Here is a 15,042-nt window from a genome sequence, read left to right as displayed (position 1 = left end):
GGGCAGGTAAGGGTATCTGTTCGCCCGCCATGGTCGGCCGGCTGGACCTTCACAAAAGATTCGCTGGGCCGTCCCTGGATGACCGTTACCTGCCAGGGTTCCGGTGCATCTGTATGGTACCCTTGTAAAGATCACCAGGCTGATGAACCGGATAAAGGCGCCTCCTTAACCGTTATTGTTCCTGATACCTTAGTAGCGGTTGCCAACGGCAGGCTTCAGCTGAAAAAAGATAACGCAGACGGCACTACTGCCTACAAATGGGCGGTGGTAAACCCTATCAGCAACTACTGCATTATACCTTATATCGGGAAGTACGTGAACTTCAGTGAAAAATATGCCGGCGAAAAAGGTCCGCTGGATGTTAATTACTGGGTGCTGGATTATAATTTAAACAGGGCAAAAGAGTATATGCCGCTGCAGGTGCATAATATGCTTAAAAGCTTTGAGTACTGGTTTGGGCCCTATCCGTTTTATGAAGATGGATACCAGCTCATAGAAACTTCGCATTCCGGCATGGAGCACCAGAGCGCAGTATCTTACGGCAATAAATACAAGTTTGGATATGGCGGCAGGGATGGCTCAGGAACCGGCTGGGGCATGAAGTGGGACTTTATTATTATTCACGAAAGCGGCCACGAATGGTTTGGCAATAACATCACCAGCAAAGACCTGGCTGATATGTATATCCACGAAGGTTTTACCAATTACAGTGAAACGCTTTTCATTGACCATATTTTCGGGAAAGATGCTGCCAACGCTTATAACGCAGGCATACGCAGGGGTATCAAGAACGACCGGCCTGTGATTGCAAAATATGATGTGAATGACCAGGGCAGCGGCGATATGTACCCCAAACCGTCCAACATGCTGCACGCTATACGGCATGGGCTGGATAATGATACCCTGTTCCGGCAAATACTGCGGGGCATGAATAAAACCTTCTACCATCAGACCGTGACCACACAGCAAATTGAAAATTACATTTCTAAACAGGCGCATTACGACTATAGCAAAGTGTTTGATCAGTATTTGCGCACCACACAAATACCGCGGCTGGAATTTTATTTAGACCAGGATCATAAGAATGTGTTCTACCACTGGACCAATTGTGTAACGGGTTTTAATATGCCGCTGGTGCTGCAGAATGAGAATGCAAAGCTCAAAGTTATTCCAACAGAAAGCTGGAAAAAGCTGGCATTGAAAAGCAACGAGGCGCCGTTGTTTGATACGGCGGCCATTGTGAAGATGTATTATATAACGGCGGCGGTGGTGGAGCAGCATTGAGCATCATGGCCAACCCGGTATGCTGGCCATATGGCTATTTGTATTGCTTTTTAAACTCCTGGTATGTGCTTTGGCGTACTTGCGCTTTATAAAAGTAGTCATAATACTTGTCGTTCCTCCGGTAGGCTTCATATGCAGCATTGGCTTTTATTGTTCCTAAATAGACCAGTATTGACAGGTATTTATACTTCTCTATGCCAAGATACTGCCAACCGTCGCTTCCATGCTTCTCAAATTCCCCTTCAAACAGTTTTTTGATGCGGCTGTCTTTATCAACTACTTCGCTTGTATCCAATTGACCTGATGTTGACATCTTAGATTCAGGAACTTTCTTTTCCTTCCTGATCTTGTCACGATCTTCTTCATTGGTATGCCGTTCAGGCATTTTCCGCTCACTTTCGAGTAATTTATTTTCTTCCTGAAGCTGCTCTGTTACAGGCCTTATTGTTTCTTTCATCAACTGGAGACTTTCTTTCTCTTTCTGTAATTCTCCCAGTTTTCTTATCAATTCTTCCTCTCTTTTCCTGGATGCTTCTCTTTCCCGTTGCCATTCTTCCCGCTCTGTTTCAAACATAACTCTTGTTCTGCCCAGCTCTTCATGCAATTCCTGTTTCTCAGTCTTCAGCTCAAAAATGAGTGTTTTCTGTTCCTCGTTCTCGTCACGCAGCCGCCGGTTTTCTTCCTCCTGCTGTGCAAGCTCCCTGCCTACCTGGTGCCCTTGCTTATAACCGCCTGAAAAATTCGGTTCACTCCCTAAAGAGATCTTTTTAATCTTTATCCGATTTTCAAGCTGTGGAATAATTCCCTTTTTCCCATCATTTAAACCCTCCACAAATCCCTCCGACACAGCGCGCTCTCTTGCTTTCTTCATGTATTCACTAAGCTTCACCTGAAGCTCCTTAACAAGCAATTCTTCTTTTTTCAGGTCATCGTTCACAGTGTCAATCCTGGCTTTCATATCCCCGACCTCTTTCTTCAGTGCCTCATTTTCGCCCTCCGCTTCTAAACGCTCCTTACTTTCTTTCTGGAATTGATCGGTAAGGATATTTAACTGTTCTTCCAGTACTGCATTTTTCTTAGCTTCTGCTTTTAGTTTTTCATATTTTGACTGAAGTGTACTAAGTTCGCCTTTCACAATATCCTTTTCTCCGGAAAGGAGATCAACTTCTTCTTTCAGTTCTCTGATAGACGATGAGTAAATAGCAGCAGCAATAAATTCAAGCTTGATCTGTTTATCGTCTTTCAGAACAATATTATTCATCCTGTCAAACTTAAGCAATGCCGGGTCATTGGCTTTGTCCGGTTTTTTCCAGGGATACGGCTCCTTACTTTGATCCTTGTATATGTATTGTCCGGGATCTCCGGTCCTTTTATAACCGGGTTTTCTCCCATATGCTGTTGGGGACCTGACAGGCAAAACAAACGTATGCTTTTCCTCAAGATCTATGTCCGGATCTGCCTGCGAAAAGTCCGTGCCCGACTTGTAGCTGCCGAATTCAATACTTATTCTGGATGCATAATTCTTTTTTCCATCTCTACCGTACTCCACATCTACTTTATAATATACTACCTGGTGCTCCTTATTCACTCTTTCTATAACGTCATCCTCTACCTGTGTCGACATCTCGCTGTTTACATCAGCAGGAATGGCCATGAGGTTTTTTGCATTGTTCCCAGGCCCGCCCAGGTTATGGTTCAGGAGATGCCCGGCAACATACTTTTTGCCTCCTGCAGCAATTTTCAAATCATCAACATTTTCTTTTATAGCGTTGTTGGGAGTGGATCCAAGCGGGTGATCCGGCCCCAGGACTTCTGCTGTAACCCCTTGCCCCTGGTCATGTATTGTGCTTTCCCATTTTATGGATGTTCTTACCTGCTGACTCTGAACTTCATCCGTTTCACCACCCAGCCCCTGCGCAGTTTTGGCCTTCTTTATGTCCGGCCGGTAGATCTCCCACTTCCCTTCCGCCACATCAGCGAAGGCTACGGCTTGCATTACAAGGTTATGCCGCTGAAGATTTACCAGTGTAACCTCCGAGAGCAAGTTATCTTTTTCCTCTTTCAGCGTTAAACCCTGGTTCTTTTTATTTCCTGTATATGCCTTTGAAAGCTTTTTGCTATTGATCAAATCCTTGCTTTCAAGGAGAATTGCGAATTGCTTTCCACCCTCACTGCCTGATTTCGTAGAAGTCATTCGTGCTATTCCCTGCACCACCAGCCACTTTATCTGGTCATTGAATATCTTTTCTTTAGTAAGCGGCTCCCGTTGAACGACAGGAGGGGCCGTAGATCCGGCAGGTTTTAGTTGAAACGGTCTTATATCTGAAGGTTCCCTTCGATCATTTTCAACAGGCAATGAGAACGCCCTGGTTGCTGCGGTCCGCTCATCATTTACCTGAAAGGGAGCATCCTCTCCGTTTTTATTGGCTAACATTGCCTGAACCGGCTGAACTGCAGGCCTGGAGATCCCTGCTGATCTGTGCTTATTTGCGGCAGCGGGAGAAGAGGTCCGCGCAGCTACAGCATTGCTGCTTTCAAGTGGCATAGTATAGGGGTTGGGTTTACATACGTATTGAATATACTAAAAAGTTTCCGTATTCCCAATTCCTCGCCCTCCCCTGTAATTTCCCCCATACTTCCTTCTATTTTCAAAAAAAATAGCCTGGGCCTATAAACAAATAAAACCTGTGGATAAGAACGGGTACCTGCAGCTGGCCCCGGCAAAGCTGCTGGAAGCGGCAGCAATGCCTGGCTTACCCTTTTAATAAGGACACGCATTCATGATAACTGTCATTTCATTTGTTGACAATCATCATTCCATAAACCGTCAATCCTATGTTCCTTTACATATGCTTTTAAAGCTACGATACACACCTCAAACGGGAGACATTAATACAATTTTTGATGAAATGAAAGAAGGTTGGATCGAAGACTGATCCTGCCCTCATAAAAAATTGTGGGGATCGCATACATCCACAATAATGGTTCCTAAATGCAACCTGACACAGCTGCCGCTTTTCAGCGGTGGCTTTTTTATTTCCTGCAGGTAACGGTTACGTATATATGATATTAGGTGATAATAATCACACATTGCTGTGTTAAGGATCACCATTCGTTATGACGCAAGTCATTTCATGCCCCACACGCCTGCCCTACTTTGCAGGCATAAACACCAACACATGAAAACACATCCCTCACTTAGAAAGATCAAAACAGGCATACTATTTTTTTGTATGCAGCTGGCCGTATCCGCAGCAATGGCACAGGTAAATTATCATGCACAGGGTGTGCATACAGTTGTTAACGGTACCTCCACCCTGCATGACTGGAAGATGGAATCTTCCCAGGGAGAATGTACCGCCACTTTCACTTTTGATGCTGCCGGGCAGCTGAATGGTTTAACAGCATTGCGTTTTACTATGCCCGCTCAAAGCCTGAAGAGTGAACATAGCGGCATGGATAAAAATGCATACAAAGCGCTAAAAACAGATAAAGCTCCTGCACTTACCTACCAGCTTACCTCTGCCACCCTAATGCCGGATGGCACTGTTAAATGCATGGGGAAGCTCACGCTTGCAGGCGCTGTACAGGAAACAGAGCTGACGGCCACCGCCAAAGTAAATGCAGATAAAAGCATTACGGTAAAAGGCAGCAAAAAGATCAGCATGAAAACTTTTAACATAGCCCCACCCTCCTTTATGATGGGTACTGTTAAAACAGGCAACGACGTAACCGTAAGCTTTGAGCTCACCTTAAAAAAATAAAAACATCATCACCCTAATAAAACCTTTACTGTATGAAAACGTTTATTCATAATCCGATTATTTACGGCCTGTTCTTATTACTGTCACCAGCGGTGTTAAAGGCGCAATCGCAATGGCAGCCAAAGATCGCCAACATGCGCAGCTACGATCAGCAAGGCATTAATGTTTTTGAGGATCCGAAGGATACAGCAAGCACCTTTGATGGTCTGAAGCTGAAATTCGGCGCTGGTTTTACCCAACAGTTCCAGAATCTGAAACATAAAAACCCGGATGCGTTAAGAAATGATGTAGGCTCCTATTCCAGCGGCGAGATCATTCCCGGTAATAAACTAAAGGTGATCACCGCCGGATTCCAGACCGCACAGGCCAACCTGTACCTGGATGTGCAGCTGGCAGATGGGATCCGCCTGAATGTAACCACCTACCTATCCTCCAAACACCACAATGAAAGCTGGGTAAAAGGCGGGTTTATACAATTTGATAAGCTGCCTTTTAAAGGCCAGATCTGGGACGATATTATGAAAGTGACCACCATTAAAATAGGGCACTTTGAAGTGAACTACGGCGATGAGCACTTTCGCCGCACCGATGGCGGCCATGCCCTGTATAACCCATTTATGGAAGGTTATATCATGGACGCTTTTGCAACAGAGATCGGGGGTGAAATATATGTAAAGAAGAATGGCCTCTTTGGCATGATCGGCGTTACCAACGGCATGATCAAAGGAAATGTGGATTCACTGTATGCCGCACAAAACCCGGATGGCGACCGTCACAAATCACCCAGTCTTTTACTGAAAGCCGGTTTTGATAAACAGCTAACAGACGATATCCGTGTACGTGTAAGCGGCTCTTATTACGGTAACCAGAGCAGCGGCAGCAACACCCTCTATGGTGGCGACCGTTCGGGCTCTAACTACCAGTACATCATGGAGCTGAACTCCTCCAATCCCAGCAGCGCTACCGGCGCAGGTACGCCCCTGGCCTTTTCCGGCCGTTTTAATCCCGGGTTCAACAAAAAAGTGAATGCATTTATGTTCAATGGTTTTGTAAAAGCACGCGGCCTGGAGCTGTTTGGCACTTACGAAACCGCATCCGGCAGAACAGCCCGTGAAACCAGCACCCGCAATGCAAACCAGTATGCAGTGGATGCAGTGTACCGGTTCTTTAAAGCAGAAAATGTGTTCCTGGGTGTACGGTATAATGCAGTGCGTGCAACGCTGGCCAACAATGCTACCGGCACTGGCGCAGGCGCTATTAAATATGATGGTAAGGTTGCTGTGGACCGTTTGGCATTTGCAGGCGGATGGTTCCTTACCAAAAATATAATGCTGAAAGGCGAATATGTTATCCAGCAGTATAAAGATTTCCCCGTTGCCGACTACCGTGCAGGCGGCAAATTTAACGGTTATGTAATTGAAGCCACCGTAGGCTTCTGAGCACCTGGTTGTAAAACAAAAGAAGGTCAGGATGCTGCTGCATGCTGACTTTCTTTATTATTCCCTGTTCAATTTCTTTGCTATGATCATCCAGCACTTTTCCTTAGCCCTGCTTACCTGCCTGGCAACCATGCAGCCGCTGCATGAAGCGGCCAATGCCCCTGAAAAATGGGTAGTAACAAAGGGATGCACCCTGCGGGTAAGCGGCAGCACCAACATGAATAAGTTCAGCTGCAGCATTCAGGATTATACCAACCCGGATACGCTTACCTTTCAACGAAGCTGTGGTAAAAATGCCATGGTAGCCCTTTCAGGATCCATCGGGTTACCGGTAGCTGATTTTAACTGCCTTAGCAATGTTATGACCAACGACCTGCGCAAAACATTAAAGGTTAAAGAATATCCCCGCCTCACCATCACATTTGTTTCCCTGAAACAGTACCCGGCACTTAGCGCCCGGCAGGAAGCAACCTGCGGCATAGTGAACATTGAGCTGGCCGGCGTTTCAAAAAAGTTTGAGATCAATTACCACATTTCCAGGGATGAGCAGCAGGTGATCCACCTCACCGGTAACCAGCAGATTAAGTTCACTGATTTTAACCTTACCCCGCCGCGCAAGCTGGGCGGCATGATACGGGCAAACGACCTGCTGGATGTGGAATTTAATTTGTACCTGAAGATTGCATACAATTAAAAAAGGGAACTGCTGTTAAGCAATTCCCCTGTACTCCTGAAGTATATGACCCATTTATAATTTACCAAAGCGCTCAAAATAGGCCTTCTCAAGACTTTCCCGGTGATCAGGATGCGCAATGCTGGTAAGCAGCTTAGCCCGTTGCTGCATATTTTTCCCATACAGGTTCACCACCCCATATTCCGTTACCACATAATGCACATGCCCGCGCGTAGTTACCACGCCGGCTCCTTGTTTCAGGCAGGGCACAATACGGGAAATGCCTTTTTTTGTGGTGGAAGGCAGCGCTATAATAGGCTTCCCTCCTTCTGACAGGGCAGCGCCCCGCATAAAATCCATTTGCCCGCCTATGCCGGAATATTGGTAAGTACCTATTGAATCCGCGCACACCTGGCCGGTAATGTCAATTTCAATGGCGCTGTTAATGGCTACTACTTTCGGGTTCCGGCGGATCACATCACTATCATTTACAAATGCAACATCCATACAGCTTACATAAGGATTGTTATCTACAAAGTCGTATACCTTGCGGGTGCCCAGTATAAAGCTGCTGACTATTTTTCCTTTTCTTACTTCTTTATGCTCATTGGTGATCACTCCCTTTTCCACCAGCGGCACCACGCCGTCAGAGAACATTTCGGTATGCAGGCCCAGGCCTTTATGGTGCACCAGCTGTTCCAGCACAGCATCCGGTATGCCGCCAATGCCCAGCTGCAGGGTGGATCCGTCTTCAATAAGGCCGGCTACATATTTGCTGATCTCCCTGGTAACACTGTCTATTTTTTCCGTGTAGCTTATTTCCGGCAGCGGCGCTGCTTTCCATACCATAGCGGAGAAACGTGAATGGTGAATAACGCCATCGCCCAGTACCCTTGGCATCAGCGGGTTTACCTGTGCAATCACTTTTTTGGCGCTGCGCACCGCGCTTAATGCCGCATCCACCGAAGTGCCCAGGGTACAATACCCGTGCTGGTCGGGCGGGGATACCTGCACCAGTGCTACATCTATAGGCAATGGGCCTTTTTCGAACAAGCGCGGTATCTCGCTTAAAAATACCGGCACATAATCACCGCTGCTGGTGTTTGCCCAGCCTCTTACATTAGCGGATACAAATAAGGAATTGAGATAAAAGCTTTTAAGCACCTCCGGCCGGTTCCAGTTAAGATCCCCATAGGTGCTGATGGATACCAGCTCTATATCATGCAGCTCGCCGGCCCTGTCCAGTAATGAATTTACAAGCTCCAGCGGCGTAGCGGCGCTGCCGTGAACAAATACCCGGTTGCCGCTTTTGATGAGGGATAGTGCTTCGTCTACCGTTTGATATGTACTATGAATTACTTCCTGCATATGGTTCATTTTATGATGCAAAGCTACCTGCTAGCCGGCCCGCCGGCAATGACGGGGGTTATACAAGGGCCTGATCAAGGTCATTTCAATCTTCCTGTTCCGGCGGCGGGCCGCCCGGCGAAATAGAAGTGTACGATGCCCGGCCCTCTTCATTCTGCAGCCGCAGGCTCCACTTATCCGTATCCGTAGTCTGGACCCAGATATTACCGGAACGGCGGAAAACCTGCGCGCTAACACCCAGGATATCCAGGATCTCGTTTTCCAGCTCACCGGCGCTTATTTGCGGACTTATATCAATAGCTGCATAAACACGGCCGGTATTTATTTTTCCCGGTAAATAGTTAGCCTGCAGCTTGTCTTTCGATGAAGCTTCGTGGCTGCCGGTTTGAATGCGCTTATAAAATTCCAGCTTCAGGTAGGGGTACATATCCCTGAAGTCTTTTTGTATCTCGCCCAGCGTGCTGCTCTGGTTCACATATAGTTTCATAATAACAGTTTACCGGCGTGTTAACCGCCGCTTCGTAAAAATACAGGAACGGCCATCGCTGTTAAATGACGGCTGGCACCGGCGAAGCTGATCCTGGTCAGGAGAATAATCATGTACATGGCTGACGGTTGTCATTGAACACCAGTGCTAAGCGGCATAGTTTTGAAAAAAAAGCACTATGGAAAAGATAATACTCCTACTGGCCGGTGAGCAGCCAACAGATCATGTGCTGAGCTTCTTTCACTACCTCTCCGGTTTGGGCCGCTACCGTTTTCATGTACTGTTCTTTCAGACTGCCAGGTATGCGGAAAAGCCTGCCCTGAAAAAAGCACTTGGCTTTCCATATGTGGAAAGCATTGTTGCCGGCGACCTCCCGGAATATGTTACCAAAAGACAGGAGATCGAGGATAATATGAGCGCTTTTATAAACGCCTGTGATAAAAGGGGATTAATTGTTTCTGCCCGCTACCTCGAAGGCCCTTTAATGGAATCGCTCATAGAAGAAAGCCGTTTTGCAGACCTGCTCATTACAGATGCGGCACTGGGGGCCGCTACAAAACAGCTGCCCGGCACATTGCTGAAACAGCTGCTTATGTCTGCCAAATGCCCGGTGATCATTGCTCCTGCATTGAGATCAACTATTTCAGAGATTGTTTTTTGTTACGATGGCAGCGACGCTGCTCTATTTGCCATGAAACAGTTCACGTACCTGCTGCCTGAGCTCAATGAAGCCAGGGGAACGGTGGTACAGGTTAAAAATGATGGTTTGCCTGCTGATGAAAAAGGGATGATCGCCTCATGGTTAAGCAATCACTATGCCTATTCAGATGTGGTTACCTTAAAAGGGGAACCGGGTAATGAGCTCTTTACCTACCTGCTTAAAAAGCGGCATGCGCTGGTGGTAATGGGCGCTTATGGCAGAAGCTTGCTTTCCAATTTCCTGCAACATAGCCAGGCCGATCTTTTTATTCAGTCGCTTACCTACCCTATTTTTATTACGCACTAACGGTAAAGGATATATTGCTTATTTCAGCTGCTTGCCTACCAGGTGTGCAATGGTGCTGATCAGGGTTGACGGCTCAAAAGGTTTGGAGATATAATCATTCATGCCTGCCTTTATACACTTTTCGTTCTCCCCTTTTATGGCGTTAGCGGTTAAGGCAATTACCGGTATGTCCCGGCTAATGTTGGCGCGGATAAATGCGGTTGCTTCCAGGCCGTCCATAACCGGCATCTGCATATCCATCAGCACTACATCAAAAGATTGTTTTGCCATGGCATTCAGGGCCTCCCGCCCGTTATTAACTGCGGTTACCACTAAGCCATGCTTTTCCAGGATCCTGCAGGCGATCAGCTGGTTAATTTCATTGTCTTCCGCCAGCAGCACCCGGCAGTCTTTCAGTATGGAGCTGTCTATGCTCTGTTTTTCCTTTACCGGGATGTTCTTTTCTTTGCCTATATCAAAGGGTATGCGCAGCACTACGCTGGTGCCTGCACCGGGTTTGCTCTGCAACTGAATAGTGCCGCCCATCATTTCCACCAGCTGTTTGCTGATGGCCATTCCCAGGCCGGTGCCGCCGTATTTGCGGGCAGTGGTCTTATCGCCCTGGGTAAAGTTCTGGAAAATGTTCTTCAGCGTTGCCTCATCCATCCCTATGCCGGTATCTGCTACCGTAATAACAGCTGTTAGCTGGCTGCCCCGCCAGCTCATGGTATTGAAGGTTATTTGCACGCCGCCCTTTTCCGTGAATTTTATGGAATTGCTGAGCAGGTTCAGTAATACCTGCTTCAGCCGGAAAGGATCGCCCATGATCACGGGCCATGGACCGGCCTCCATTTTCGTGGATAACAGCAGCCCCTTTTCCTGCGCCCGCAGCGTCATTAATGATATTGCCTGCTCTACCAGCTCTGCCGGGCGAAAACCAATGTTTTCCAGCTGCAGCATACCTGCTTCTATTTTGGAAATATCCAGTATATCATTAATGATCACCAGCAGGTGTTCAGATGCTTTGTTAATGTTATCCAGGAAAAGGGATTGTTCCGGGTCCAGGCTGGTTTCACCCAGCTGCCGGCTCATACCCAGTATGGCGCTGATAGGCGTGCGTATCTCATGGCTCATATTTGCCAGGAAGGTTTCTTTGGCATGCGCCGATTCTTCGGCTGCCTGCCGGGCTTCCATTAAGGCCAGCTCCAGCTGTTTGTGGCTGGTAATATCCAGGTGTATGCCAATGGAGCCTACCAGCTCATTCGCATCATTATAACGCGGCGCGCCGCTTACCAGCCACCATTTTAGCTGCCCTTTCTTATTACGCACGGCCAGCTCATAAGCGTCTGATATGCCCTGTGCGCGCAGCGGCAGCTTTTCACGGGTCAAATGCTCATTACCCTTACCCATGAATAAAGTGGAAGCATTCTTATTCATCAGCTCATCCAGGGAATAGCCTGACATTTCACAAAAGCTTTGGTTCGCATAAAGGATGCGCTCCTCAAGGTCTACCTCTGTAAGGCCCAGGTTCATGTTGGCAATAATGTTCCGGTACTTTTCTTCCTGCAGCCTTATAATATTTTCCGATTGCTTACGCTTGGTAATGTCATTGTATTTCCAAAGGTGGCCTTTGTGCTCATTGTCAAGAAATACGGGGATGTAGGACCTTTCCAGGATGCGGCCATCGGCCATTTCCAGCTCTTCGCCCGCTACCGGCTGCCGGTTTTCCAGGATCTCCGCTACCCGGTTCAGGAACTGCTCCGGGTGTTTGAATAACGGCTTGAACTGCTGAACCGCCTGGCTGCAATCCAGCCCTACAAGCGCTTCCGGCAGGGCCGTTATGGAAAGCAGGCTGCACAGCTGCTGGTTGGCCATAACGATCCTGCGGGCCTCATCTTCCACCAGCACACCGCTTTGCAGGCTGGCCAGCAGGTTAGATAAGCGGTTGGCAGTGGTCCGCAGCTCTGCCTGTATATTCTTAAGCGCATCTATATCCGTTATAGCGCCTACTACTTTAAGCACCTGGCCCTCGCTGTCCCTTTTTATTACGCCGCCCCGGTTCAGGATCCACTTAATGCTGCCATCTGCACAGTGCATGCGGTATTCAACGGAATGTTTGCTGATGAGGCCCTGCTTATATTTGCGGAAGGTATCTATTGCAATATGCAGGTCCTCTTCATAGATCTCTCTCCACCATTCCTCATTCTCTTTATCAACATATTCCAGCCGGCGTAATTTTAAAACGGAGTTATTTACCTGCGCAAACACCATTTTACGCTGCTCAAAATCGTATTCCCATACATTATCTTCAATGGTTTGCAGCGCCAGCCGCATGCGCTGTTCAGATGCGGTGATGCTAACGGCATCGCCGGACTGCAGCCGGTCCTTTTCATAGGATTCATAAGACTCATTCACCGCTTCCAGGAAACGCAGGAATGCCGGTTGTTCCAGTAACGCTGCATCCGGCAGGTATTTCTTTAATTGTTCTTCCAGTAATTTATTAAAGTTCATAGGATCAGCTGAATTTCATCTGCAGCCTGCATGCTGTATTGAGTAAGTACTGCTTGTATATACGAAAAGCCTGCCAAATGGATCTTATCATGAACGTTGTAACGGCAGTAAATGACCTGCCTGCTCTGTTGTGCTATTGCCCCGCAACCTAAAGGTATGCTATCCGGGTAAATTACCAATGGGCTGGATATCCGGCAGGTATTTAGTAGTTTTAAAACAACAACCTCCATTTTAAAACCAGCATCATATGAAAGTAAATGAATTAAGGATCATCCTCACAGTAGACAACCTGGAAGAGATCATAAAATTTTACCGGGATTCCCTGGGTTTAGCAACCTCTAAAGAGTGGCATGAGCAAACAGGCAATGGTATTATCCTGGATGCAGGCAGGGCTTCCTTAGAGCTGATAGATAGCCGGCATGCAGCTACCATAGATGAAATTGAAGTAGGCGAACGGGTGGCGGGCCCGGTACGGCTTGCCTTTAAAGTGGGCAATGCAATAGATACCGCCGGAGAAAAGTTAGCGGCCGCCGGCGCTATCAAAATTGCCGATGTTAAACAAGCCCCCTGGAGCAAGGTGCAGCGCATGCAGGACCCATCCGGTATGCAGTTCACTTTGTTTGAAACATCTACACTGACAGAATAGCGATGATCCGCAGCTATCCTGTTCATTCAAAATCCTGAAATAAATATTGTAAACTTGCGCCAGCTTAAAAGAACAGAACATGAAAATAAAGACTGCCGCTTTACTGGCTTTATGCTGGTCATTTTTGTTAACCGCCTGTAATACAGCCACCCCGGAAAATTACTTTGACAGGGCTGTGCTCAACACCAATCTTTTCAATGATTTTGCCAGTGACCACTTTACAAATATGCTGGTGGCTTATACGGTAAAACATGAAGGGGTGCAGCAACAAAACATCACCGCTACAAAAGTGGTGGAAAATGATGTATTGTCTATTGAAAAAGCCCTGAAGGATGTAAAAGCGCTGCCGGAAACGGATGAAACCAAAGAAATGCTGCAAACTTCTATTGCCCTGCATGAATACGTGCTGCCTGTTTATAAGAACGAGTATATGGCGCTGGCAAAACTTTGCGATAATGGCGCTTCTAAAGAAGACATTGCAGCAAAAGGACAGGAAATAAACAGCAAATATGCCCAACGGTTTGATGAGCTGTCAGCAAAGCTCATGAACCTGGGGAAGGTTTATGCAAAGGCGCATAATATAAATGTAAACTGGGGAAATTAAAAAGCTTGTATATCATTAGTGGAAGCCGGGGAGCGATCTCCGGCTTTCGCGTTTTTAAATGATCACAGCTGGAAATAGTACGTATTGATATTATATTTTTTACTAATTTCAGGTATGCGTGGAACCCTTATCCTATGCCTGTTACTGCCGGTGCTGCTGTCCTGTGGTGCGCCGGCTGAAGAACAGCCTGTGAATACCCGTGCCTGGATCGTTAATGATATTGATTCCGGTGTTGTACAGCCTAACAGCAGCGGCTCTACGGAATTTATACCTGAAAAGGGTATTAATACCGCTAATACCGACCCGGCAGCACTCCTCGCATTTTCTAAAACACTCAAAGGTGTTCCCTATAAATATGCCTCTTCCGATCCCGCATCAGGGTTCGACTGTTCGGGGTTCATTACCTATGTTTTCAATCATTTTGGTATAGCCGTTCCCAGGAGCTCCGCAGGTTTCAGTGACCAGGGTACTCCCGTAACGCTGGGTCTTGCAAAACCCGGTGACCTGATCCTTTTTACGGGCACGGATAGCAGCATCAGAACGGTGGGACATATGGGGATCATTACCTATGCAGGCGATAGCATTGTTTTCATACATTCTACTTCCGGGAAAGCGGACGGCGTAACGGAAACAACGCTCAATCCTTATTATATGGAGCGGTTTGTGAAAGTGATCCGGGTGTTTGAATAAGGTTACTGCATGCCTACCAATCCATTCTGCCCGTCAATGAATGCTTTGGCTTTTACACTTTTACTTTTTATTTCGTACTCCCGTACTTTGCTTTCCATTACCAGTGCAACTGCGCCGATCAACTCTGCCTGGTAACCCAGGGTTGAAATAGCCAGCGTAGTATTGGCAGCCAGCCGCGGAATACTGTGCTCATTCAAAGCCTGCTGCACAGAGGCTTCCCATAGCCTGCCGGCTAAAGCGCCCCTGCCGCTTAACACCACCAGCTCAGGGTTCATTAAATGGATCAGGATGGCCACAGCTTTTCCTATATCATAACCCGTTTGCGACAACAGCTCTATCACAAAACGGTCGCCTTTATGCACCGCGGCTACAATGGCGTCCCAATCAGCTTCCAGGTGCCCGCTGGGATAATCGCTGCCTAAGGTAGAGGGCCGTCCGGATCTTAAGCCCTGCGCGGCTTTTTCTATCACCACCTGTAAGGAGGCTTCTGTTTCCAGGCAGCCGCTTTTACCACAGCTGCATAATTTGTTGTTGTTGAAAATGGGAATGTGGCTGAACTCACCGGCAAAGCCATTATGACCCCGGAATAAG

13 protein-coding genes are annotated in these 15,042 nt (G+C 47.3%); 8 read left to right on the top strand and 5 right to left on the bottom strand.

Features of this window, described 5'->3' with window-relative positions:
- A partial coding sequence (locus tag VIM87_RS17010; RefSeq protein WP_331998154.1) for a M1 family metallopeptidase occupies positions 1-1,284 on the top strand: 1,284 nt, incomplete at its 5' end.
- Between the two features lie 34 nt (positions 1,285-1,318).
- On the opposite strand, the gene VIM87_RS17005 is transcribed toward VIM87_RS17010, so the two are convergent.
- Entirely contained in the window at positions 1,319-3,829 is a 2,511-nt protein-coding gene (locus VIM87_RS17005; protein ID WP_331998153.1) for a DNA/RNA non-specific endonuclease, read from the bottom strand.
- 634 nt (positions 3,830-4,463) lie between these two features.
- On the opposite strand from VIM87_RS17005, the gene VIM87_RS17000 reads away from it, so the two are divergent.
- From VIM87_RS17000 to VIM87_RS16990, 3 genes are read left to right on the top strand one after another with little or no spacing between them, the layout of a single operon-like run.
- A complete protein-coding gene (locus VIM87_RS17000) occupies positions 4,464-5,048 on the top strand; it encodes a YceI family protein (RefSeq protein ID WP_331998152.1) in 585 nt (194 codons plus the stop codon).
- 32 nt (positions 5,049-5,080) lie between these two features.
- Complete coding sequence (locus VIM87_RS16995; RefSeq protein WP_331998151.1) at positions 5,081-6,487, top strand: hypothetical protein; 1,407 nt, start codon at positions 5,081-5,083, stop codon at positions 6,485-6,487.
- Positions 6,488-6,518: 31 nt separating this feature from the next.
- Positions 6,519-7,181, top strand: a complete 663-nt coding sequence (locus VIM87_RS16990) for a YceI family protein (protein WP_331998150.1) — start codon at positions 6,519-6,521, stop codon at positions 7,179-7,181.
- 54 nt (positions 7,182-7,235) lie between these two features.
- Here the strand turns inward: VIM87_RS16990 and VIM87_RS16985 are convergent, their stop codons facing one another.
- Both VIM87_RS16985 and VIM87_RS16980 read right to left on the bottom strand, forming a co-directional pair.
- Positions 7,236-8,528, bottom strand: coding sequence for an acetyl-CoA hydrolase/transferase family protein (locus VIM87_RS16985; protein WP_331998149.1), 1,293 nt, complete (start codon positions 8,526-8,528; stop codon positions 7,236-7,238).
- A gap of 85 nt (positions 8,529-8,613) precedes the next feature.
- Positions 8,614-9,015, bottom strand: a complete 402-nt coding sequence (locus VIM87_RS16980) for a hypothetical protein (protein ID WP_331998148.1) — start codon at positions 9,013-9,015, stop codon at positions 8,614-8,616.
- Positions 9,016-9,193: 178 nt separating this feature from the next.
- On the opposite strand from VIM87_RS16980, the gene VIM87_RS16975 reads away from it, so the two are divergent.
- Positions 9,194-10,021, top strand: a complete 828-nt coding sequence (locus VIM87_RS16975) for a universal stress protein (RefSeq protein WP_331998147.1) — start codon at positions 9,194-9,196, stop codon at positions 10,019-10,021.
- Positions 10,022-10,039: 18 nt separating this feature from the next.
- On the opposite strand, the gene VIM87_RS16970 is transcribed toward VIM87_RS16975, so the two are convergent.
- Positions 10,040-12,511, bottom strand: a complete 2,472-nt coding sequence (locus VIM87_RS16970) for a PAS domain S-box protein (RefSeq protein ID WP_331998146.1) — start codon at positions 12,509-12,511, stop codon at positions 10,040-10,042.
- Between the two features lie 247 nt (positions 12,512-12,758).
- Here VIM87_RS16970 and VIM87_RS16965 point away from each other — a divergent pair, with 247 nt between their 5' ends.
- The 3 genes from VIM87_RS16965 (at position 12,759) to VIM87_RS16955 (ending at position 14,451) form a co-directional block, all read left to right on the top strand.
- Positions 12,759-13,157, top strand: a complete 399-nt coding sequence (locus tag VIM87_RS16965) for a VOC family protein (RefSeq protein WP_331998145.1) — start codon at positions 12,759-12,761, stop codon at positions 13,155-13,157.
- Positions 13,158-13,236: 79 nt separating this feature from the next.
- The gene (locus tag VIM87_RS16960; RefSeq protein WP_331998144.1) at positions 13,237-13,761 is read left to right on the top strand and encodes a hypothetical protein; all 525 of its coding nucleotides are present in this window, start codon (positions 13,237-13,239) and stop codon (positions 13,759-13,761) included.
- 114 nt (positions 13,762-13,875) lie between these two features.
- Positions 13,876-14,451 (top strand): C40 family peptidase, encoded by a 576-nt coding sequence (locus VIM87_RS16955; protein WP_331998143.1) that lies wholly within the window; start codon positions 13,876-13,878, stop codon positions 14,449-14,451.
- 2 nt (positions 14,452-14,453) lie between these two features.
- Here the strand turns inward: VIM87_RS16955 and VIM87_RS16950 are convergent.
- Positions 14,454-15,042, bottom strand: a 589-nt coding sequence (locus tag VIM87_RS16950; protein WP_331998142.1) for an ROK family protein, incomplete at its 5' end; no start/stop codon positions are given.

Source organism: Chitinophaga sp., from assembly GCF_036569125.1.
GTDB lineage: Bacteria > Bacteroidota > Bacteroidia > Chitinophagales > Chitinophagaceae > Chitinophaga.
Note: the sequence above shows the minus strand (reverse complement) of the source record. Positions and strands in the feature narration are given on the sequence as shown.

Excerpts from the sequence above, each read along its gene's own strand:
- VIM87_RS17005 (WP_331998153.1), bottom strand. The coding sequence starts at position 3,829 with ATGCCACTTGAAAGCAGCAATGCTGTAGCTGCGCGGACCTCTTCTCCC.
- VIM87_RS17000 (WP_331998152.1), top strand. The coding sequence starts at position 4,464 with ATGAAAACACATCCCTCACTTAGAAAGATCAAAACAGGCATACTATTT.
- VIM87_RS16995 (WP_331998151.1), top strand. The coding sequence starts at position 5,081 with ATGAAAACGTTTATTCATAATCCGATTATTTACGGCCTGTTCTTATTA.
- VIM87_RS16990 (WP_331998150.1), top strand. The coding sequence starts at position 6,519 with ATGCTGCTGCATGCTGACTTTCTTTATTATTCCCTGTTCAATTTCTTT.
- VIM87_RS16985 (WP_331998149.1), bottom strand. The coding sequence starts at position 8,528 with ATGCAGGAAGTAATTCATAGTACATATCAAACGGTAGACGAAGCACTA.
- VIM87_RS16980 (WP_331998148.1), bottom strand. The coding sequence starts at position 9,015 with ATGAAACTATATGTGAACCAGAGCAGCACGCTGGGCGAGATACAAAAA.
- VIM87_RS16975 (WP_331998147.1), top strand. The coding sequence starts at position 9,194 with ATGGAAAAGATAATACTCCTACTGGCCGGTGAGCAGCCAACAGATCAT.
- VIM87_RS16970 (WP_331998146.1), bottom strand. The coding sequence starts at position 12,511 with ATGAACTTTAATAAATTACTGGAAGAACAATTAAAGAAATACCTGCCG.
- VIM87_RS16965 (WP_331998145.1), top strand. The coding sequence starts at position 12,759 with ATGAAAGTAAATGAATTAAGGATCATCCTCACAGTAGACAACCTGGAA.
- VIM87_RS16960 (WP_331998144.1), top strand. The coding sequence starts at position 13,237 with ATGAAAATAAAGACTGCCGCTTTACTGGCTTTATGCTGGTCATTTTTG.
- VIM87_RS16955 (WP_331998143.1), top strand. The coding sequence starts at position 13,876 with ATGCGTGGAACCCTTATCCTATGCCTGTTACTGCCGGTGCTGCTGTCC.